The organism is Pseudoteredinibacter isoporae, from assembly GCF_011602085.1.
GTDB classification, from domain to species: Bacteria; Pseudomonadota; Gammaproteobacteria; order Pseudomonadales; family Cellvibrionaceae; genus Pseudoteredinibacter; species Pseudoteredinibacter isoporae.
Map to the genome: position 1 here is coordinate 802,035 of NZ_JAAONY010000002.1, position 17,576 is coordinate 819,610.

Annotated in this window: 16 protein-coding genes; 9 read left to right on the plus strand and 7 right to left on the minus strand. The window is 49.6% G+C overall.

All coding sequences use genetic code 11. The features are described 5' to 3' along the window. Window positions 1-62 precede the first annotated feature (62 nt). The 3 genes from G8768_RS12055 to G8768_RS12065 all read right to left on the minus strand — a co-directional run bounded on the left by G8768_RS12055 (window position 63) and on the right by G8768_RS12065 (window position 3,072). A complete protein-coding gene (locus G8768_RS12055) occupies window positions 63-1,079 on the minus strand; it encodes a cytochrome d ubiquinol oxidase subunit II (RefSeq protein ID WP_166846616.1) in 1,017 nt (338 codons plus the stop codon). A gap of 1 nt (window position 1,080) precedes the next feature. Beyond that, window positions 1,081-2,445: a cytochrome ubiquinol oxidase subunit I gene (locus G8768_RS12060; RefSeq protein WP_166847543.1), complete on the minus strand. Its 1,365-nt coding sequence runs from the start codon at window positions 2,443-2,445 to the stop codon at window positions 1,081-1,083. Between the two features lie 72 nt (window positions 2,446-2,517). Beyond that, window positions 2,518-3,072, minus strand: a complete 555-nt coding sequence (locus G8768_RS12065) for a GbsR/MarR family transcriptional regulator (protein WP_166846614.1) — start codon at window positions 3,070-3,072, stop codon at window positions 2,518-2,520. A gap of 319 nt (window positions 3,073-3,391) precedes the next feature. Between G8768_RS12065 and G8768_RS12070 the strand changes: the two genes are divergently transcribed. The 3 genes from G8768_RS12070 (at window position 3,392) to G8768_RS12080 (ending at window position 8,014) form a co-directional block, all read left to right on the plus strand. Then, a complete protein-coding gene (locus G8768_RS12070) occupies window positions 3,392-3,961 on the plus strand; it encodes a hypothetical protein (RefSeq protein ID WP_166846612.1) in 570 nt (189 codons plus the stop codon). Window positions 3,962-4,014: 53 nt separating this feature from the next. Further along, complete coding sequence (locus G8768_RS12075; protein WP_166846610.1) at window positions 4,015-6,918, plus strand: prolyl oligopeptidase family serine peptidase; 2,904 nt, start codon at window positions 4,015-4,017, stop codon at window positions 6,916-6,918. A 217-nt stretch (window positions 6,919-7,135) separates the two neighbouring features. After that, window positions 7,136-8,014, plus strand: a complete 879-nt coding sequence (locus G8768_RS12080; protein WP_166846608.1) for an AraC family transcriptional regulator — start codon at window positions 7,136-7,138, stop codon at window positions 8,012-8,014. A gap of 33 nt (window positions 8,015-8,047) precedes the next feature. On the opposite strand, the gene G8768_RS12085 is transcribed toward G8768_RS12080, so the two are convergent. Further along, window positions 8,048-8,569 (minus strand): TlpA disulfide reductase family protein, encoded by a 522-nt coding sequence (locus G8768_RS12085; protein WP_166846606.1) that lies wholly within the window; start codon window positions 8,567-8,569, stop codon window positions 8,048-8,050. Further along, on the minus strand, window positions 8,556-9,863 hold the full coding sequence (locus G8768_RS12090; protein ID WP_166846602.1) for a YihY family inner membrane protein: 1,308 nt from the start codon (window positions 9,861-9,863) through the stop codon (window positions 8,556-8,558). The genes G8768_RS12085 and G8768_RS12090 overlap by 14 nt, the downstream gene beginning before the upstream one ends. A 186-nt stretch (window positions 9,864-10,049) precedes the next feature. Here G8768_RS12090 and arsC point away from each other — a divergent pair, with 186 nt between their 5' ends. From arsC to sppA, 4 genes are all read left to right on the plus strand, one after another. Continuing rightward, entirely contained in the window at window positions 10,050-10,394 is a 345-nt protein-coding gene (arsC, locus tag G8768_RS12095) for an arsenate reductase (glutaredoxin) (protein WP_166846599.1), read from the plus strand. Between the two features lie 65 nt (window positions 10,395-10,459). Next, complete coding sequence (gene wrbA / locus G8768_RS12100) at window positions 10,460-11,050, plus strand: NAD(P)H:quinone oxidoreductase (RefSeq protein ID WP_166846595.1); 591 nt, start codon at window positions 10,460-10,462, stop codon at window positions 11,048-11,050. Between the two features lie 3 nt (window positions 11,051-11,053). After that, window positions 11,054-11,482 (plus strand): DUF2069 domain-containing protein, encoded by a 429-nt coding sequence (locus G8768_RS12105; protein ID WP_166846592.1) that lies wholly within the window; start codon window positions 11,054-11,056, stop codon window positions 11,480-11,482. A gap of 54 nt (window positions 11,483-11,536) precedes the next feature. Then, on the plus strand, window positions 11,537-13,378 hold the full coding sequence (gene sppA, locus G8768_RS12110; RefSeq protein ID WP_166846589.1) for a signal peptide peptidase SppA: 1,842 nt from the start codon (window positions 11,537-11,539) through the stop codon (window positions 13,376-13,378). Window positions 13,379-13,469: 91 nt separating this feature from the next. Here sppA and hda read toward each other — a convergent pair whose 3' ends face one another. After that, window positions 13,470-14,186, minus strand: coding sequence for a DnaA regulatory inactivator Hda (hda, locus tag G8768_RS12115; RefSeq protein ID WP_166846587.1), 717 nt, complete (start codon window positions 14,184-14,186; stop codon window positions 13,470-13,472). A 109-nt stretch (window positions 14,187-14,295) separates the two neighbouring features. Then, entirely contained in the window at window positions 14,296-15,495 is a 1,200-nt protein-coding gene (locus G8768_RS12120; RefSeq protein WP_166846584.1) for a DUF2066 domain-containing protein, read from the minus strand. 317 nt (window positions 15,496-15,812) lie between these two features. Between G8768_RS12120 and purM the strand changes: the two genes are divergently transcribed. Beyond that, window positions 15,813-16,859: a phosphoribosylformylglycinamidine cyclo-ligase gene (purM, locus tag G8768_RS12125; protein ID WP_166846581.1), complete on the plus strand. Its 1,047-nt coding sequence runs from the start codon at window positions 15,813-15,815 to the stop codon at window positions 16,857-16,859. Window positions 16,860-16,867: 8 nt separating this feature from the next. Then, window positions 16,868-17,539, plus strand: coding sequence for a phosphoribosylglycinamide formyltransferase (gene purN, locus G8768_RS12130; protein WP_166846578.1), 672 nt, complete (start codon window positions 16,868-16,870; stop codon window positions 17,537-17,539). Window positions 17,540-17,576: the final 37 nt, after the last annotated feature.

A 17,576-nucleotide genomic window follows, 5' to 3' on the forward strand; every position in this document is an offset into this window, starting at 1 on the left:
CTACCTCTTCCTTCAGTGCTTCCAGCAGTCTCTTCAAGACATTCTAAAAATACCATAGCACCTTAGAAATACCGTAGTGCCGTGGCCTTACCCCAGAACACCCGATAGGAGTATGCGGTATAGCCCAGAATAACAGGAACCACAATTACGGCACCCCAGAAAATAAAGCCTAAGGCTTCCGGCGCAGCCACAGCCTCGAACAAACTCAGGCGACCGGGAATTACATCCGGATAGAAGCTGACCACAATACCCTGAAAACAATTCAGGAACAACAACACAGCCAGCACAAAGGGTATCCAGCAGCCATAGTCATCTTCGGCGGGAACACGCTTCAAAACCTGATCCGATAAAACAAATAAGGCCGCGCTGACAATGGGAATCACCCACAACAATAAATTGTTCGGAAAGCTAAACCAGCGAGCGTAAACTTCCGGATTAATCCAGGGATTCACAATGCATACTGCCGCAATACCCAAAGCCATGAGTACACCACTGACTCGTGCGGTTTTTGCACTGTACTGTTGCAGTTCACCCTCGGTTTTCATCACCAGCCAGCAAGCCCCGATATAGGAATACGCCGCCGCCACACCAAAAGCGCTCAGCAAGGAAAACACAATCGTCAGGGAATCATCGGAAAAACCGCACACGTATTGCCCCAACATATACCCTTGAGACAGTGCCACAATCAGTGAGCCGGATCTGAAAATATGATCCCACAAGCCCTTGTACTCCATCGCGACCTTGGCCCGGAAATCAAAGGCAACCCCTCGCAGAATAAGCCCCGCCAACATTAACGTTGCCGGAATATACAGCTCCTGAAGAAGAATGTTGTAAGCCTCGGGAAACGCAATCAGCATCAAACCAATCGCCAATACCAGCCAGGTTTCATTGGCATCCCAGAATGGGCCGATGGATGCAATTTGGGTATCGCGCATGGCTTCATCATGACGGTGCAGCACGATACCTACCCCCAAATCGTAACCATCCAAAATTGCATACACCAAAACGGCCAGCGCCATCAAACCGATAAAGATAGGCCCAAGATAGTTCGGATCAATCAATGCATTGAAAATATTCATCTTAAGCTCCTGTTATTGTCGCGTTTACATCAGCGATTTGTTTATTTTCTGGAACGCCGGGCGCCTCCAGCTTGGCGGATTTTCTAGCCATCAGAAATACCGTGTGGATATAAGCCCAAAGCAAACCGCAATACAGCGTTGCGTAGATCAGCAAGGAAAACAGTACATTGCCTTCAGGGATGGTCGTGGCAGCTTCTGAGGTTCGCAGCACCCCCTGCACAAGAAATGGTTGACGACCAATCTCGCTGACATACCAACCCGCCAGCGTCGCAAGCCAACCCGAAAAGGTCATAGCCACCGAAGCTTTTAGCAACCAGGGGCTGGCGTCTTCCCTGCGCCACAACTGCCAACTCAAGGTCCAGGAAATCAGCAGCATCAACAAACCACAGCCCACCATGACTCTAAAACTCCAGAATACGGGAGCCACCGGAGGATGTTCACCTTTAAATTCATTCAAGCCCTTGATTTCACCATCCGCCTCGTGGGTGAGAATCCAGCTGGCCATATTGGGAATGCCAATCTCGAAATGATTTTCACGAGCCTCTTCATCCGGCAAAGCAAATAACAACAGATCTGCGCCACGTTCGGTTTCCCAGACGCCTTCCATCGCAGCAACTTTGGCAGGCTGATGCTCAAGGGTATTTAAACCGTGTAAATCACCCACAAAAATTTGCACCGGCATTGCAACCGCGGCAACCAATGCCCCGAGACGCAGGGTGATTCTTGGCGCCGGCTTATGGTCACCTTTTAATAAACGATAGGCCGACACTCCCATTAAGAGAAAGCAGGCGGTAATCAGTGAGGCCAGCAACATATGGAAGAAACGATAGGGAAATGAAGGATTAAAAATGACGGCCCACCAATCGACGGGGAACGCCACACCGTCGCGCAATTCAAACCCGGTAGGCGTTTGCATCCAGGAGTTCAAAGCCAAAATCCAAAACGCCGATGCCGTCGTACCCAACGCGACAATCGCGGTTGCAATGGTATGCATTCGGGGAGAAACGCGATCGACACCAAACAGCATGACGCCCAGAAACGTCGCTTCCAAAAAGAACGCCGTAAGCACCTCATAACCCAGCAATGGACCGGCGATATTCCCCACTCGCTCCATAAAGCCTGGCCAGTTGCTGCCAAACTGGAACGACATGGTAATTCCGCTCACCACACCCAAGGCAAAGGTTAATGCAAAAATCTTTACCCAGAAACGGTAACAACGCATCCAGACTTCGTCGCCCGTCTGGTGCAAACGAATTTTGAAAAACAGCAATGCCCAGCACAGGGCAATCGTGATGGTGGGAAATAAGATATGAAAGCTGATATTCAGGGCGAACTGAACCCTCGATAACATGACAGTATCGATCACAATATCCATGATTTACCTCGTGGATCAAAAGAGAGAGGAGCGTTTCAGCCCCGAAGCAGACGTGTACCGGCGCTAACTATCCGGCCCGCGCAAACTGAGCTTATCGGTAAACTCAAGAACCTTCCCCATGCCACTGCCGAGCTTCATCAATGTTTTCAGCTTTTGAGGGGGCATGGTCAGCAATTCATCGGCCCAACCACTGCAGAGTTCGAGGAGGTCATGAATCTCCTGCATTTTCTCCTGGGCATAGGCCTCTTGCTCATTAGCCGGGGATTCCAACAAAGTATCTCTCAGCAAACTCAAGGTGGGCTCCACCTCGCGACGGCGGCGCTCTTCCAACACTCGAATGGCCATATCCCAGATACTTCCAGCGGCGGTAAAGTATTCTTTGCGGTCTCCAGGAATGCGCTTTTCCTGCAGCAAGCGCCAGGACTGAAGCTCTTTCAGCCCCATACTGACGTTACCGCGCGAGATATTCAGGGCCTCACTGAGATCATTGGCACACAATGGATGCTCACTGAGCACGATCAAGGCGTACATCTGCCCCACCGTTCGATTAAACCCCCAACGGCTGCCCATCTCACCAAAATGGTAAACAAAGGCCTCGATCTGTGGAGTCATAGTCATAACATTACCTCGGCTAATTCAATAATTTCTGTATTTTCAGAAATTATTGAAAGTTTAGAACTTTAATTGCCCCAGATCAAGGGTTCAGCTGTAAATGATTTATACGTGACGTGCTCTGGATTTACCTTCCCGGCACTGGAAGCTTGTCTGACCGGACTTAAGATTCTTAATTTTGTAAGGCCAACAAGCTTCATTGGCCAAATTACTTGCAAAAAGAAACTCGTGAGGCAAATTTCTCTTTTTTGACTGGCTATCAAGCGGCGGCTATGGCAAATTTAGGCGCCTAAAAATCAAAGTCATCCATCACAGAGGAAGTGTCATGGTTCAAGATTTGAATCGCCGCATTATTTCTATTTTTCTTGTAGTAAGTGTTCTTATTTTGAGCAGTTGTGCCAGTCGAGTCAGCACTGTGCAATCCGATACTGCAAAACCTATCAAAAACAGCGAAGGGTATTTACTACTCGGCCTCTCCTCCAATATGTATTTGGAATTCATCGTCATTGATGGTGAAAGCAAAATCATGTTTACCAAGGATGATGTGCGTTATAACAGCAATTATTTATTCACTGCCCTGCCAGCAGGTGAATATCGAATTAAGTCCGTCAAAACAGGCCGATATACTGGATACAGTTTACTTGGAGACATTTGGTCTTTTTCCGTAGCTCCGGGAACCATCAGCTACGTTGGAGATTTTAAGTTTGAACGTCGGAACTGGAACAACGACATGTTGATTGTTAATCGCTCCTCGTATGCTTACGAATTTATGAAGGAACGCTTCCCCAATTTATTGAAGGCGCACTCAATCACCTATACGGGGCAAAAAGAAGATCGATTTTTTGAGCTGATGCAAAGTGGAGAAATCAGCGCTAGCAAAGGAGTGGAAAAATGACGTTGAGGTTTATTAAATTTTTCCTGATCATTCAATTCAGTTTGATCAGCAACATGGGCTTTTCCAAGCCAATCCCCCCTGAAGACCTATTCAGAAGCAATGATATTAATACTGCGGCATTAAGCCCTGGAGGTGAGTATCTCGCGATCTTTAAATATGAAGAAGACCGCACACTCATCGATTTGACCTTCACAGATAGCATGATCCAACATGAAATTATTTCATTTCCATATGATAAAACAGCTCGCTTGCTGGATCTGGAATGGCTGGACGCCACCACAATCCTTATCGACTATAAACATAAAAGTAGTAAAGACAGAAGACAGGCCATTCTACCGATCAAGTTCAAAGACGATGGTACACCCTACACAAAAGCCAAGCGCATTTGGGCAAAAGGCTACATAGTAGACAATTTAATCGATAAACCCGGAACAGTCCTTTTTGCCCAAAACGATGGCAGTAGCAGTAAACCTGAAGTCAAGTTGTACTATGCTGACTACAAAACACTGATGGACAATAAGGTAGCGGAGAACGCTAAGCTCTTTCCGATTCAGGCACCATCGGCCTTTATGATATTTTCCAGTCATTCAGACAAAGAGCTGCTGTCTGTCTCAGTCGATTTCGAAGAAGAAAGTGTCTACATATACTATCTCACGGAGGGGATGAAAGAGTGGCAAGTTGCAACAACCGTTGATCAAGAAAGCTTCAACTTCAATCCCATTGGAATTCTGGACGAACACACACTGGCTGTTCTAAGTAATGATGAATCCGATTTAACCGGCTTATATAAGTATGACCTTAAAACAAAAAACCTGGGCGAACTCATTTATGCTCACCCGAAATATGATCTATTGGGCGCCAAGATAAACCCAAAAACAAAGCTGCTGGAAACTGTTGCCTATCTCGATCACGGACAACTCGTCACCAAATTCTTCTCCAAAACCCAAGTCGATACGAAAGCCAAATTGGATAGAGCTTTCCCAAATCAGCAACTTGCCATTGTCGGTGAAGGGAAAGATTCCCAGAATGCTCTTGTCTTTGTATTCTCCAGTGACAATCCAGGCCAATATTATTTGTTCGACAAAAAAAATTCCAAGGCTGAACTCGTGGGAGAACTTCGAGGCGATCTGGATAAAAACTCACTCAGTGAAGCTCAAAACCTGACTGTGCTGAACAATGAAGGTCAAGAGCTGGAATCTATTCTAACCCGCCCTAAAGAGGGAAGTAACGGTGTTCTCATTGTGAACCCTCATGGTGGCCCGATTGGGGTTCGTGATGCACAGTACTTTGATCGCCAGATTCAATTTTTAACCAGCCGTGGCTACACAGTACTGCAAGTTAACTTTCGGGGTTCAGAAGGTTTCGGCAAAAAGTTTTTGGAAGCTGGCATTGCCCAATTTGGTAAGGCCATTGAAGAAGACATTAGCTCTGTTGTCGATCATGTCATTAAGACAGATAGCTATCAGCATGTTTGTGCCATGGGAACGAGCTATGGCGGTTACTCTTCAGTAATGCTGGCAATCAAACACCCGGATGTTTACGACTGTGTGATTGCGGCATTTGGCGTCTATGATTTACCTCTTATATTTAACAGCAGAAATATCGACGACGTTGATGGCAGTATTGAAAGTTATGAGCAGATTCTTGGGCGTATGCGCAAGGAATTGTGGGACTATTCTCCGCTATATCAAGCCGACAAGCTGGAAGCCCCAACTCTTCTAATCGCAGGATATGAGGATGAAATTGCGCCCATTGAACAAAGCAATCGCTTCAAAATGCGACTGGAACAGCTAAATAAACCGCTTGAAACTCTGTTTTACAAAAAGAGTGGCCATGGTCACCACCGCTGGTATGACGATATACATCACAATCTTTATGTCGATGACTTTATTCGAAGAACCTTGGGACTGCCTCCCGCGTACACAGAAGATCAACAAGAACTTCTCATTGATCAATATAAGCGAATAGCCGATGGTTTGGATGCCAATGGGCTTGTTGATCGACGGGGAAAGCTGGCAATGAAGAACTACAAGCTGGCTGGCAAGCTTGGGCACGCGCGCTCTCAATTCAACGTTGCATCGTTCTATCATCGAGGTGAGGCAGCCGACAAAGATCTCAATGAAGCGGCCCGCTGGTATAAACTCGCAGCCGAAAATGATTACAACAACGGAAATATTCGATTGGCTCACCTTCATCGTCGAGGCGTGATTGACTCAGCCAGTCATGAGAAAGCGATTGAATACTTCAAGAAAGCAGCAACTGAAAACTCATCGGCCAAACTCTACCTAGCGAGAGCCTACTGTTTTGGGGAGGGGGTCGTTCAGGATATACCCCAATGCTTCGAAAAACTATCCACGCTTGTGGATGAAGAATTTGAAGGCAAAAAATTTGATAAACCCCTTGCAAATGCCGTTCATGAGGTGATGTCCGAGATAAGCTGGAGACTGCCCCTGGATAGCCAACAGATAAGTCACTTGAAAGACATGCTGGAAGAAACCAGTGACGCCACTTTGTTTACCGCCGAAATCGAGGAAGAGGAAACCGGCTTATACCTGAAAGACAGCAATGGTTATTACTCCTTTGAGGATTCGGTAACGACAATCCCACTCGAGAAAGGCGCTTCATTCGGCACCAAGCTAAAGGTCTCTATCTATCCACGTATTTCCAAATACTATGGAAAAATGATCGCACTGAAAGCCCGATGGACCAACCCAATCGCAGTGGATGAAGATGGTGCTGAAAACCCGCCGTACCATTACATTCACTTTACTCGCGGGTCCGGCACCTTTCACTTTATTCGGGAGATCGACCAAGACTGGAAAATGGTTCCGGGGAAATGGACCCTTGAACTTGCCACCTTTGATGGCGAAACGGTATTCAAGCAGGAATTTGATCTTCAACCTGAATCTGTTATTCGCAAACGAAAGGAAGAAAGCGGACTCGGCTCCCTATTTTAATGATTGAACATTGAGCAGCTGGGCTAACACCAGCTGCTGTCTGCTCTACCCCTCCCCCCACAATCTCTGCTATTTCTACAGACATCTTTACCAACATCCCGCTACCAACACCACTCCCCTCTTCGAGAACACACGGAAAACCGCAAAAAAAGGTGAGTCCCGACCGCTGAAAAACCAGTATGATCTATTCCGAACATTCAACAGGAAGCGTATTCAATTGGATTGGTCAACACGAATTCAGCGGGTGATTGAGTATATTGAAAACAATCTCGACGGCGATGTCTCCGTTGATGTTGCGGCCGAGATTGCGTGCTCCTCCAAATACCATTTCCACCGTATGTTCCACGCCACGCTCGGGATTACTTTCGCTGAACATGTAAGAAGGCGAAGGCTCAGCAAAGCGGGGGCCGAGCTGCTGTCCAGCACAGAGAAGATCATTGATATCGCCGCCAAGTACGGGTTTGAGTCACCAAATGCGTTTACCCGTGCGTTCAGAAACCTGCACGGTATCAACCCAAGCGAAGCTCGTTCCGGCAACATTAAACTGTCGGCGTATAGACCAGCGTCCAGCCAAACTAAAGCAGAAGGTGAAGATATGTTGCAATATCGAATTGTCGAAAAACCGGAGTTTCAAATCATCGGAAAAGCCAAGGAATTTGACTATGAAACCTTCATCAAAACCGGTCCTAAGTTCTGGAAGGAATACGTCGGCAGCGAGGAATATGCTCGTTTATCGGAACTGAGTCTGGGACGCTCGGGTGTTATATCCGAAGCACCTCTCATGTCGGTTTTCTTCCCGAATGAAGATGGCTGCCGTGATTCTTTCAATGACGTACTCTGCATAGAAAAGACACCCGATATGGAAAGCAATATTTTCAGCCATTTTTCAATACCCTCGGCGAGCTATGCTGAATTCAGCTGCCGATACCCCGCCTCAGTAAAAACAAACAAACGTATTTACGGTGAATGGTTTGAGGCAACAGGGTACGAGCGAGACAGCAGCAAGCCTGATATTGCAGCTTACTTTCCCATCGCTTTTCGGCCGTTAAAAGATATGGAAATTCGTTGGTGGATACCGGTTGTCAAAAAGTCCTGAAGTCATAGATACTGCATATACACAACATAGATACTACAACTGACTTTGGAACTTTTCGATTTTTGCCAGCAGCCCAACTTCCGTTTGCGGCCCCAACAAGGCCTTACTTAAGCGAACAGCTTCCCCCGATTCAGGATTCGGAATCCGAATCAGGTAGGTCATGGGCAGCGCTTGCGCTTTACGTGTTAATTCAGGATGAATACGGTTGGGCTCTAAATGGCCGGCAAGTACCGGGAATTCAATCTTCATCTTGGCAATAAGGTCATTCAGTTCCTGACCTTGATGCTTGTCAAAATCAAAACCCACTACGGTAATGCCATCTTGCTGATTCAATCGATTGAGTTCGGGAATCTCATGCAGGCAGGGCTTGCACCACTTGGCCCAGTAATTGACGACCAATATCTGTTGAGCATTTAGAGAGAGATCAGAGCCATTGGCGAGTTCAACACTCTGATCTTTACTGCAAGCTCCCAAAGCTGCCGTCAAGATAAGCAGCGATAAAAAAGCAAGACTCTTTTGTTTGACGATGCCTGCAAGCCAACTACTGCGTTTCATTGCCACCATTGCCCTGCTTGGCCTGATGAATCGGGAACACACCATCATCGCTGATCAAGGCATCTTCTTCGGGTAATTCCAGAGTTTGCGGAACGGTACTGAATACATCAGTTAAACAGACGTCGTATTCCAACTCGGTTTTCTGATCAATAGCCAACATACGCGCTGCCACAGAGGGAAACCAGGGTAAAGACTGCAAAAAGCGCGACTCGCCGGGCAGCTGGCTTTCAACGCCCACCATTTCTGCAAGCGTACGCAGGCGCACACGGGAAAGGTCTTTACTCAAGACATAATCGCCACTGTTGGTCGCCGCGATAATTTGCTGTTGTAACAAAGCCTGACGAATATTTGCCCACTGGCGCCCGTCCACACCCACTTCAGCGGCGTGTCGGTCAGTCAGGCTTTCGCCCTGCTGCCAGCGTTGGTGGAATGCCCAAAGTACCAATAGCGCAGCGACCAAATCAGGATAGTGCTGACCATCAGCCCCATCCGAAAAGGTCGACAATACTCGAACCAGAATGGCTCCGGATAACACCAGCATCCACATGACATAGATCCAAATCAGGAACAAAGGTGCAGCCGCAAACGCGCCGTAAATCACTTCCAGAGATGTCATGCCCACAACGGTAGCAAACAATTTTTTGACCAGCTCAAAGGCAATAGCGGTAAGAAAACCACCCATGGCGGCGTGCTTTAAATTGACTTTGCAGTTCGGCACGGCGGCAAACAATAAGGTAAACGCCGCAGTTGCCAAGAAGAACGGAAGAAAACTCAAAACGCCCGCCAACACACCCTGAGTTTCATCACCTTCGAACAGTTTGAGAGATAACAAATAGGTGGTAACCGCCAGTCCCATACCCAGCATCAAAGGACCCAGGCTCAAAACGGCCCAATACAATAAAAAGTTCGCCAGGCCTTTGCGGCCCTCTTTCACGCCCCAGATGGAATTAAAATTGGCCTCGATATTTTTCAGCATCAAGTAGGCAGTGACCACCAGCATGATGACACCAACCGACGTCAGGCTGCGTGCCTGGGAGGAAAAGCCCGCCAGGTATTGCTGCACTTCCTGCCCCGTCGATGGAACGAAATTATCAAAGATCAGCGTCTGCAGCTGGGACTCCAGCCCGGAAAACGCCGGAATCACGGAAAACATGGAATAGCTCACCGTCATCATCGGCACGATGGCGAACAGCGTCATGTAGGTCAGTGCCGCTGCACTCTTCTGGCACTGTTTGTCCTGATAGTGGAATATGATTTGGCGAATAAAACGCTGAACAGTCTCGAGCGTAATCATATTGTCCTCTTAAAATTTGTGGTTAGAACCCCGGGTTCTGCGGCCTCCCAGAGTATCCATTTGCCGGGCAAAAGTCTTTAGCTGCATAAAAAAACACATCGACATACAATAGGCAGTTTAGCCCATTCACAGCAAGCGCACTTGTCGTCTGTGAGAACTGATTCGCGCTTATTGAAGGAATTATCTATGTACACCATTTACCACAACCCTCGCTGTTCAAAATCCCGCCAAACCCTGGCGCTTCTGGAGGAGAAAGGCATAGAGCCTGAAATTGTTCTATATCTGGACAACACCCCCAACAGCAAGGAATTGGCGACCATATTGGGTAAACTGGGCATTAAGGCACGTCAGTTGCTGCGCAAAGGTGAGGATGCCTACAAAGAATTGAATCTGGCCGATGACAGTCACAGTGAAGCGGCATTGATTGACGCCATGACACAGCACCCCAAGTTGATTGAACGTCCTATCGTTGTAAAAGGTGACAAAGCCGTATTGGGTCGCCCCCCCGAGAATGTTCTGGAGCTGATCTAAGCGGCTGACAACAGACCCGGAAAACCCTCGTTTTAGCCCATAACAGGCCCTGGAAAGAGACAGACATGAGCAAGCCTTATATTCTGGTTTTGTATTACAGTCGCCAAGGTGGCACCGCCCAGTTGGCTCAACAAATAGCACGCGGCATTGAAGGCGCAGGAATGGAAGCCCGTCTGCGCACCGTTCCTCCCGTATCAGCCACATGTGAAGCGACCAGTAGCGATATTCCCGACAGCGGCGCTCCCTATTGCAGCAAGGAAGACTTACAGAACTGTGCCGGGCTGGCCCTCGGCAGCCCGACACGCTTCGGCAATATGGCCGCCCCTTTGAAATACTTTATTGACCAGAGCAGCGACCTCTGGCTGAACGGCGATTTGATTGATAAACCTGCCAGTGTGTTTACCTCTACCGCCAGCCTGCATGGCGGCCAGGAAAGTACCTTGCTGAGCATGATGTTGCCGTTGCTGCATCAGGGCATGGTGCTGATGGGTGTGCCCTACTCCCAAAGCGAACTCAGCACTACCCAAACCGGTGGCACACCCTACGGTGTTTCCCATCTTGGTGGTGAGGAAGGTCGTGAGTTGAGCGCCGAAGAAATCAGCCTGGCCCAGGCTCAGGGCAAGCGTCTGGCAAAACATGCATTAAAGATGGTGTAACTTATGAGTGAAAACACCGTCAAAGAAGTTAAGCGCATTCCCAATCTGGAGAATAAACTCCATTGGGGCCTGCGCCTGCATTGGTTGTGTTACGGAGCATTGATAGCACTGTACAGCTGGCTCAATCTGACTCATGAAAACGGCGCCTGGGGTGTCTGGGCATTTCAGGTTGTGCCATTGCTGCTGCCGCTGTGGAGCATGCTGAAAAGCAATCACAAAGCCTACAGCTGGTTTTGCTTTATCATTTTGTTCTATTTCACAGCTGCGGTAGTCAGCGTAGGAATACCATCAGAACATGTTCAGACCTACCATTGGCTACAATTGATACTCAGCATCACCTTGTTCTTCACGGGCATGATGTGCAGCCGCTGGATTCAGTACAACAAATACTGGCGACAGCAGGACGAGCAACAGGCCCCGACACAAGCTTGATACTGCGATAGCAAGAGATCTGCCAATGGGCAGTTTATTGAAAAAGGATCGATTATGAGTGAATCACAGAAGCGCCCGGTGTTTTTGCGTTTTTTAAGCGGGCTGTGGGATGGCATCAATGGTCTGCGACGCATTGTGTTAAATATCCTGTTTTTATTTATCCTGATCGCATTCTTCGCTGCCCTGATTCCCAAGGGGCAGGAACCGCTCGGTGAAGATACCGCCCTGATCGTCGCGCCCTCGGGCTATCTTGTTGACCAACTCAGTGCCAAAGACCCCTTTGCACAGTTAATGGGCGGCAACGATGGCCAAACCGAAACACGTCTCCGGGATTTGCAAAAAGCCATTCTGCGAGCCAAAGACGACGACAAGATTAATTCCATGGTACTTGATCTCGGCGGCATGGCCGGCGGCATCAGCAAACTGGAAGAGCTGGGTCAGAGCATCGAAGCTTTTAAAGCCGCTGGCAAACCGGTCTATGCCGTGGGTGATTATTATTCCCAGAGCCAGTACTACCTGGCGGCCTTTGCCGATGAAATTTATTTGAATCCTATGGGCGGCGTTGGCCTGATGGGTTTTGCGGCCTATCGCAACTACTACAAAGACGCGCTGGATAAGCTGTCCATTAATGTGCACATTTTCAAAGTGGGTCAGTACAAGGATTTCCTTGAGCCTTATATGCGCAACGATATGTCCCCTGCCTCGAAAGAGCACAATGAGCAATGGCTGAGCCAACTGTGGGGGCACTACACCCAACGTGTGGAAGGCCTGCGCGAAATGGAAGCCGGCAGCGTGAATGATTTAATTAATAATCTGGATGTTCGCCTGCAGGAAAATAATGGCAACACCGCCGAGCTGGCCCTGGCCGCCGGTTTTGTGGATGAACTTCTGCCCCGCCATTTACAATTGACCAAACTGCAGGAAAAAGTGGGCAAGAACAAAGAAGGCGACAGCTACCGCGGTATCGATACCGGACGTTACCTTGCCCTGACTGAACCCGCTTTTCAAGTGAAAGAAGATAAAGTCGGCTTAATCGTCGCCAGCGGTACCATCCTTGATGGTGAGCAACCGGAAGGCAGCATCGGCGGCGACACCCTGGCCGAGTTGATTCGTCGGGCCAAAGAAGAAAAACTCAAAGCTCTGGTACTGCGTGTTGATTCCGGTGGCGGCAGCGCTTTCGCCTCTGAAATCATTCGCCAGCAATTACTGGATCTCCAAGAAGACATCCCTGTTGTCGTATCTATGGGCAGCGTTGCGGCATCCGGTGGCTACTGGATTTCCGCAACCAGTGATGAAATCTGGGCAACCCCTACCACGATCACCGGTTCGATTGGTGTGTTTGGTGCCTTCCCCACTCTGGAAGAAAGCCTGAAGCATTTAGGCATTCACACCGACGGACTGGGCACTACTGCACTTGCCGGCAGTATGCGTGTGGATCGTACCTTAACGCCAATGGCAGAGCGTGTTGTACAACAAGGTGTTGAGCAGGTGTATCGACAGTTTCTGGATATTGCAGCAGAAGGTCGTGATACCAGCCCTGAAAATATCCACACAATCGCCCAAGGCCGAGTATGGAGCGGTGAACAGGCTCTCAACAATGGACTGGTGGACAAACTCGGCGGGTTGAACGACGCCATTGCCGCTGCCGCCGAGTACGCAGAGATCAGTGACTATGACGTGGTCGAGATCAAACGCCTATTGAGCCCCGGTGAGCAATTTATGCAGGAACTGGCCAACAACTTGAACACCCAGGCTTCTGTGAACCCTTGGGTTCAGCCAATCACTCAGAAAATTGCCAGCTGGTTCAGCCCAGTGAGTGAGGCCATTGAAGAGTTGAGTAATTTGAATGATCCCAAAGGCATGTACGCCCGCTGTCTGGCGTGTATAGCACCTTAAGTGCTGACGCCCTTGTAAACAAAAAAGCCGCAACAATTGTTGCGGCTTTTTGTTTGTGATTAGCTTACTTATCGGATTGTTCAGCCGCAGGCTACAAACCCAAAACCTGTTTTACGAAAGGAATCGTTAACTTTCGCTGCTCAGCCAGAGAGGCGTTATCAAGGCGGTCCAGTATCTCGAAAAGCTCAGCAATATGTCTCGGCGCTCGATGAAGAATAAACTGAGCCACTTCATCGGACAGCTCCAAACCTCGCGCCTTGGCACGCAAGGTCAGCGCCTGTTGTTTTTCCGCGTCGCCCATCAATGGCACTTGAAAGCTTAAGCCCCAACTCAAACGCGATGCCAAATCAGGCAGATTAATGTTTAACTCGGTGGGGTTAGCATTGGCACTGAACAGGATTTTACGGCCACTGTCTTTGCTGCGATTAAAGCAATTGAACAAGGCCTGCTCCCAATCTGCTTTACCCGCAATGTGTTGCAAACCATCCAGGCACAATAGATCAAAACCATCCATGCCTTCGAGCAGGGCATCCGGCGCAAAGCCAACCAGTTCCGAGAGAGGTAAATATTGCGCGCTCAATTGCTGTTGGTTGGCCAGGTGGCAGCTGGCTTGCAGCAAATGACTCAAACCACTTCCGCTGGCCCCCCACAGGAAAAATCCGTGCTCAGTCGGGCTTTGCATAAAGTGCTGCAGAGCGTGCACAGCCTGCGCCGCCGCCGAACCTTCTTGAGTGTAAAAGTTCTCAAAGGTGGCATCGTCCGCCAGGGCTACGCCCAGAGATAATTGTTGAGGTTGAGAATGTTCCACGGAGTTCTGAAATGGCAAAAATAAGCGCGAGCTTACCCTTTTGCTCTTTATGGAATCAAGCCCCCAACTGAAATCAGGGGCTCAAGATTGCCATCAAGATAACATTCGATCAGGGCAATTGCGGGGGCTGCGGGGCCTGGGAAGCATCAATCGCCGTTGTTTCTGTATCGGATGCTTTTTCCATAACTCCATTTGGTAACCCGCCTTGCTCGTTCAAAGGTTCACCGTCAATGGGCACCAGGGGTTGCAATACATTGTTTTCAGGCTGCGGCAGCTGATAGTACATGACACCTTGTTGACGAGCTTCACCCACAGCGGAATTGGCCTGCAGGATTTTATCCAGCGCGATAGCATCAACCAGCTGCTGAAGCTGTCCGTCGATAAACAAGCGTAAGCGCAGCTGCTCACCTAACACCAGTTCCGGCTCGGCATAACGTACCATGGCCAAACCATTCAGATAATCCAGCACTTTACGGTAAGACTGGAAATCAGCAATGTTATCCAGCTGCATATAATAGGGTTTGCTCGCCAGCGGGCTGGCAACGATCGCATGCTGGCTTGCAAGGTAATCCGCAACCTGATTCAGGCCGTTGGCGACAATTTCTTCCGGATTAGCGCCACGACCATCAAACAACTGAAGCTTGCCGCGATCCATCAACAACCAGGACGCCAACCATTGACCGCTGCCGGTAATGCTCATTCGTCCTAGTAAGGACACATCACTCTGATAACGGCTCGAAGCCTGCTCCAGGCTCTGTTCATTCAGAGACCAGGCGGCCGCAGTCGGTAACGCCACGCGATCATCCAAATCCATCAACGGTAAAGCCAGTGGCAATCCACGATCTGTCTCTACGATTTTGGCGGCATTGAACAAGGTTTCCTGCTCATTCAGATTGAGCATCTGGCGCTGCTGGAAATCATCCTGCACCAGCCACAGCAAAACCTCGGGACGCTTATCAGGCCAAATGGGAAGTTCCAGTTTGCGCAGCAGCGTATCCACAGCCCCTTTCGCGTAATCCAGATTCAGCTGATAACCTTCATCGGCATTTTCATAACTGAATTGCTGAAGATATCGGTTCGCCTGCCGCGAAACCACACCAAGCTGAGAAGAATCCGGCAAATTATGGGAACCACTGACCTTCACCAATACCTTCAGCAGGCCCTCTGCGGCGAGCTTTTCGCGACGTTCAGGGGTCTGGTCCTCAACGTTAAAGCTGGCGCGATAAAGGTTTTCCACTTTTACCGCTTCAGCCCACTGAACCCCAGCAAACACCCACAGTGCAAACATCCAGGCGATTATTCTGCCCACAACTCCCCCAATACAATCAAATTCCGGTTTGGCTCGCCGTTTTCGGCCTATGGCCTTGTTGATACGAGCAATGACCACAAAGTTCCAAAAAGGCCTGAAACTATAGCCTTGCTGGTATGAACTCGGGCTAAACCCGCCCCTTCCAACAGAAACTCACGGCAAGCAACGCTTCAATCCGGCCACATTGTAGCTTTGCCATAGCAGAATGGCAGCAATCACTAAAAGAAAATGCAAATTAGCCAATAAAACTAATGAGCTTGGCAGGCTTTCAAGCTAAAATACGCGCCCGTTTTTTAGACTACTTAAAGACCCAAACCATGACAGATAAGCAGCCTTCCTTAAGTTACAAAGACGCCGGCGTAGATATCGACGCAGGTAATGCTCTGGTTGATCGCATCAAACACGTTGCCAAGCGCACACGTCGCCCCGAGGTAATGGCCGGTTTGGGCGGTTTTGGCGCCCTTTGTGAGCTGCCAAGCGGTTACCGCGAGCCGGTACTGGTATCCGGCACGGACGGTGTTGGCACCAAGCTGCGTCTGGCGATGGATCTGGGTCAGCATGACACCATCGGAATTGACCTGGTCGCCATGTGCGTTAACGATCTGGTAGTGGCCGGTGCAGAACCTCTGTTCTTCCTGGACTATTACGCCACCGGTAAATTGAACGTCGACGTCGCCGCTGCTGTGGTTGATGGCATTGGCACCGGCTGTGAACAAGCTGGCGCGGCTCTGGTAGGCGGTGAGACAGCTGAAATGCCGGGCATGTACGAAGGCGAAGATTACGACCTGGCCGGCTTCTGTGTCGGTGTGGCCGAGAAAAGCGAGTTGATCGACGGCAGTAAAGTTAGCGCTGGCGATACCTTGATCGGCCTGGCGTCAAGCGGTCCGCACTCGAACGGTTACTCCCTGATTCGTAAAATCATCGAGGTCTCCGGTGCCGATCTGCAACAGGATCTGGCCGGCGAACCTTTGGCAAAAGCCCTGATGGCCCCTACCCGCATCTACGTGAAGTCTCTGCTGAAGCTGATCAAGGAAAATCAAGTGAACGCCCTGTCCCACATTACAGGTGGCGGTTTGCTGGAAAACATTCCTCGTGTACTGCCTGAAAACTGCAAGGCCGTAATCGATGTAAAATCCTGGGACATGCCGGAAGTTTTCAACTGGCTGCAAAGCGCCGGTAACGTAGACGGTGTTGAGATGTACCGCACCTTCAACTGCGGTGTTGGCATGATCATCGCCGTTCCGGCCGACAAGGCGGACGCCGCCATTGAACTGCTGAACACGGAAGGTGAAGACGCCTTTATCGTGGGCCAGATTGCAGAAGCAGCGGCTGACGAAGAACAGGTTGAGCTGCAAGGTCTGTAATTCCCGGTATGGACACCACATCCCAAGCTCGCATTGTTGTACTGATTTCCGGAAGTGGCAGTAATCTCCAGGCGATGATTGACTGCCAGCAAAGCGGCGAACTGGGCGGCGACATTGTTGCCGTCATCAGTAACCGTCCCGGGGCAAAAGGCCTGGAGCGAGCCACCAAGGCCGGCATTGAAGCCCAATGTCTGGACCACAAAGCCTTTGCCGATCGCGAAAGCTTTGACCAGGCCCTACAAGCCCAGATCGACCAGTTCCAACCGGATCTGGTGGTTCTGGCCGGCTTTATGCGTATTCTGACCCCGACCTTCACCGAGCATTACCTCGGGCGCATGATCAATATTCACCCATCCCTGCTGCCTAAACACCAGGGCCTGAACACCCATCAACGCGCTATCGACGCCGGGGACGCCCAACACGGCGCCACCGTGCACTTTGTGACCGCCGAGCTGGATGGCGGCCCGGGTATCGTTCAAGTAGCGGTCGATATTGAAGCCAAAGACACCTCAGAGACACTCGCCCAGCGCGTACAATACCAGGAACACTACATGTTCCCATTGGCGGTACAGTGGTTTTGCCAGGGTCGCTTAAGACTGCATAAAGACGGTAATAATCATGTTAGCCTTTTTGATGGTGAACCTTTGCCTGTAAGTGGTCGTCTAATAAAGGCCCGATAACACGGGCCCTTTTGACCATAGCCAAGGTAAACTCTGA

Coding starts and splice junctions, on each gene's coding strand:
- G8768_RS12085 (WP_166846606.1), bottom strand. CDS start 8,569: ATGAAACGCAGTAGTTGGCTTGCAGGCATCGTCAAACAAAAGAGTCTT.
- wrbA (WP_166846595.1), top strand. CDS start 10,460: ATGAGCAAGCCTTATATTCTGGTTTTGTATTACAGTCGCCAAGGTGGC.
- arsC (WP_166846599.1), top strand. CDS start 10,050: ATGTACACCATTTACCACAACCCTCGCTGTTCAAAATCCCGCCAAACC.
- G8768_RS12070 (WP_166846612.1), top strand. CDS start 3,392: ATGGTTCAAGATTTGAATCGCCGCATTATTTCTATTTTTCTTGTAGTA.
- G8768_RS12065 (WP_166846614.1), bottom strand. CDS start 3,072: ATGACTATGACTCCACAGATCGAGGCCTTTGTTTACCATTTTGGTGAG.
- G8768_RS12105 (WP_166846592.1), top strand. CDS start 11,054: ATGAGTGAAAACACCGTCAAAGAAGTTAAGCGCATTCCCAATCTGGAG.
- G8768_RS12055 (WP_166846616.1), bottom strand. CDS start 1,079: ATGAATATTTTCAATGCATTGATTGATCCGAACTATCTTGGGCCTATC.
- purM (WP_166846581.1), top strand. CDS start 15,813: ATGACAGATAAGCAGCCTTCCTTAAGTTACAAAGACGCCGGCGTAGAT.
- G8768_RS12090 (WP_166846602.1), bottom strand. CDS start 9,863: ATGATTACGCTCGAGACTGTTCAGCGTTTTATTCGCCAAATCATATTC.
- purN (WP_166846578.1), top strand. CDS start 16,868: ATGGACACCACATCCCAAGCTCGCATTGTTGTACTGATTTCCGGAAGT.
- G8768_RS12075 (WP_166846610.1), top strand. CDS start 4,015: ATGGGCTTTTCCAAGCCAATCCCCCCTGAAGACCTATTCAGAAGCAAT.
- sppA (WP_166846589.1), top strand. CDS start 11,537: ATGAGTGAATCACAGAAGCGCCCGGTGTTTTTGCGTTTTTTAAGCGGG.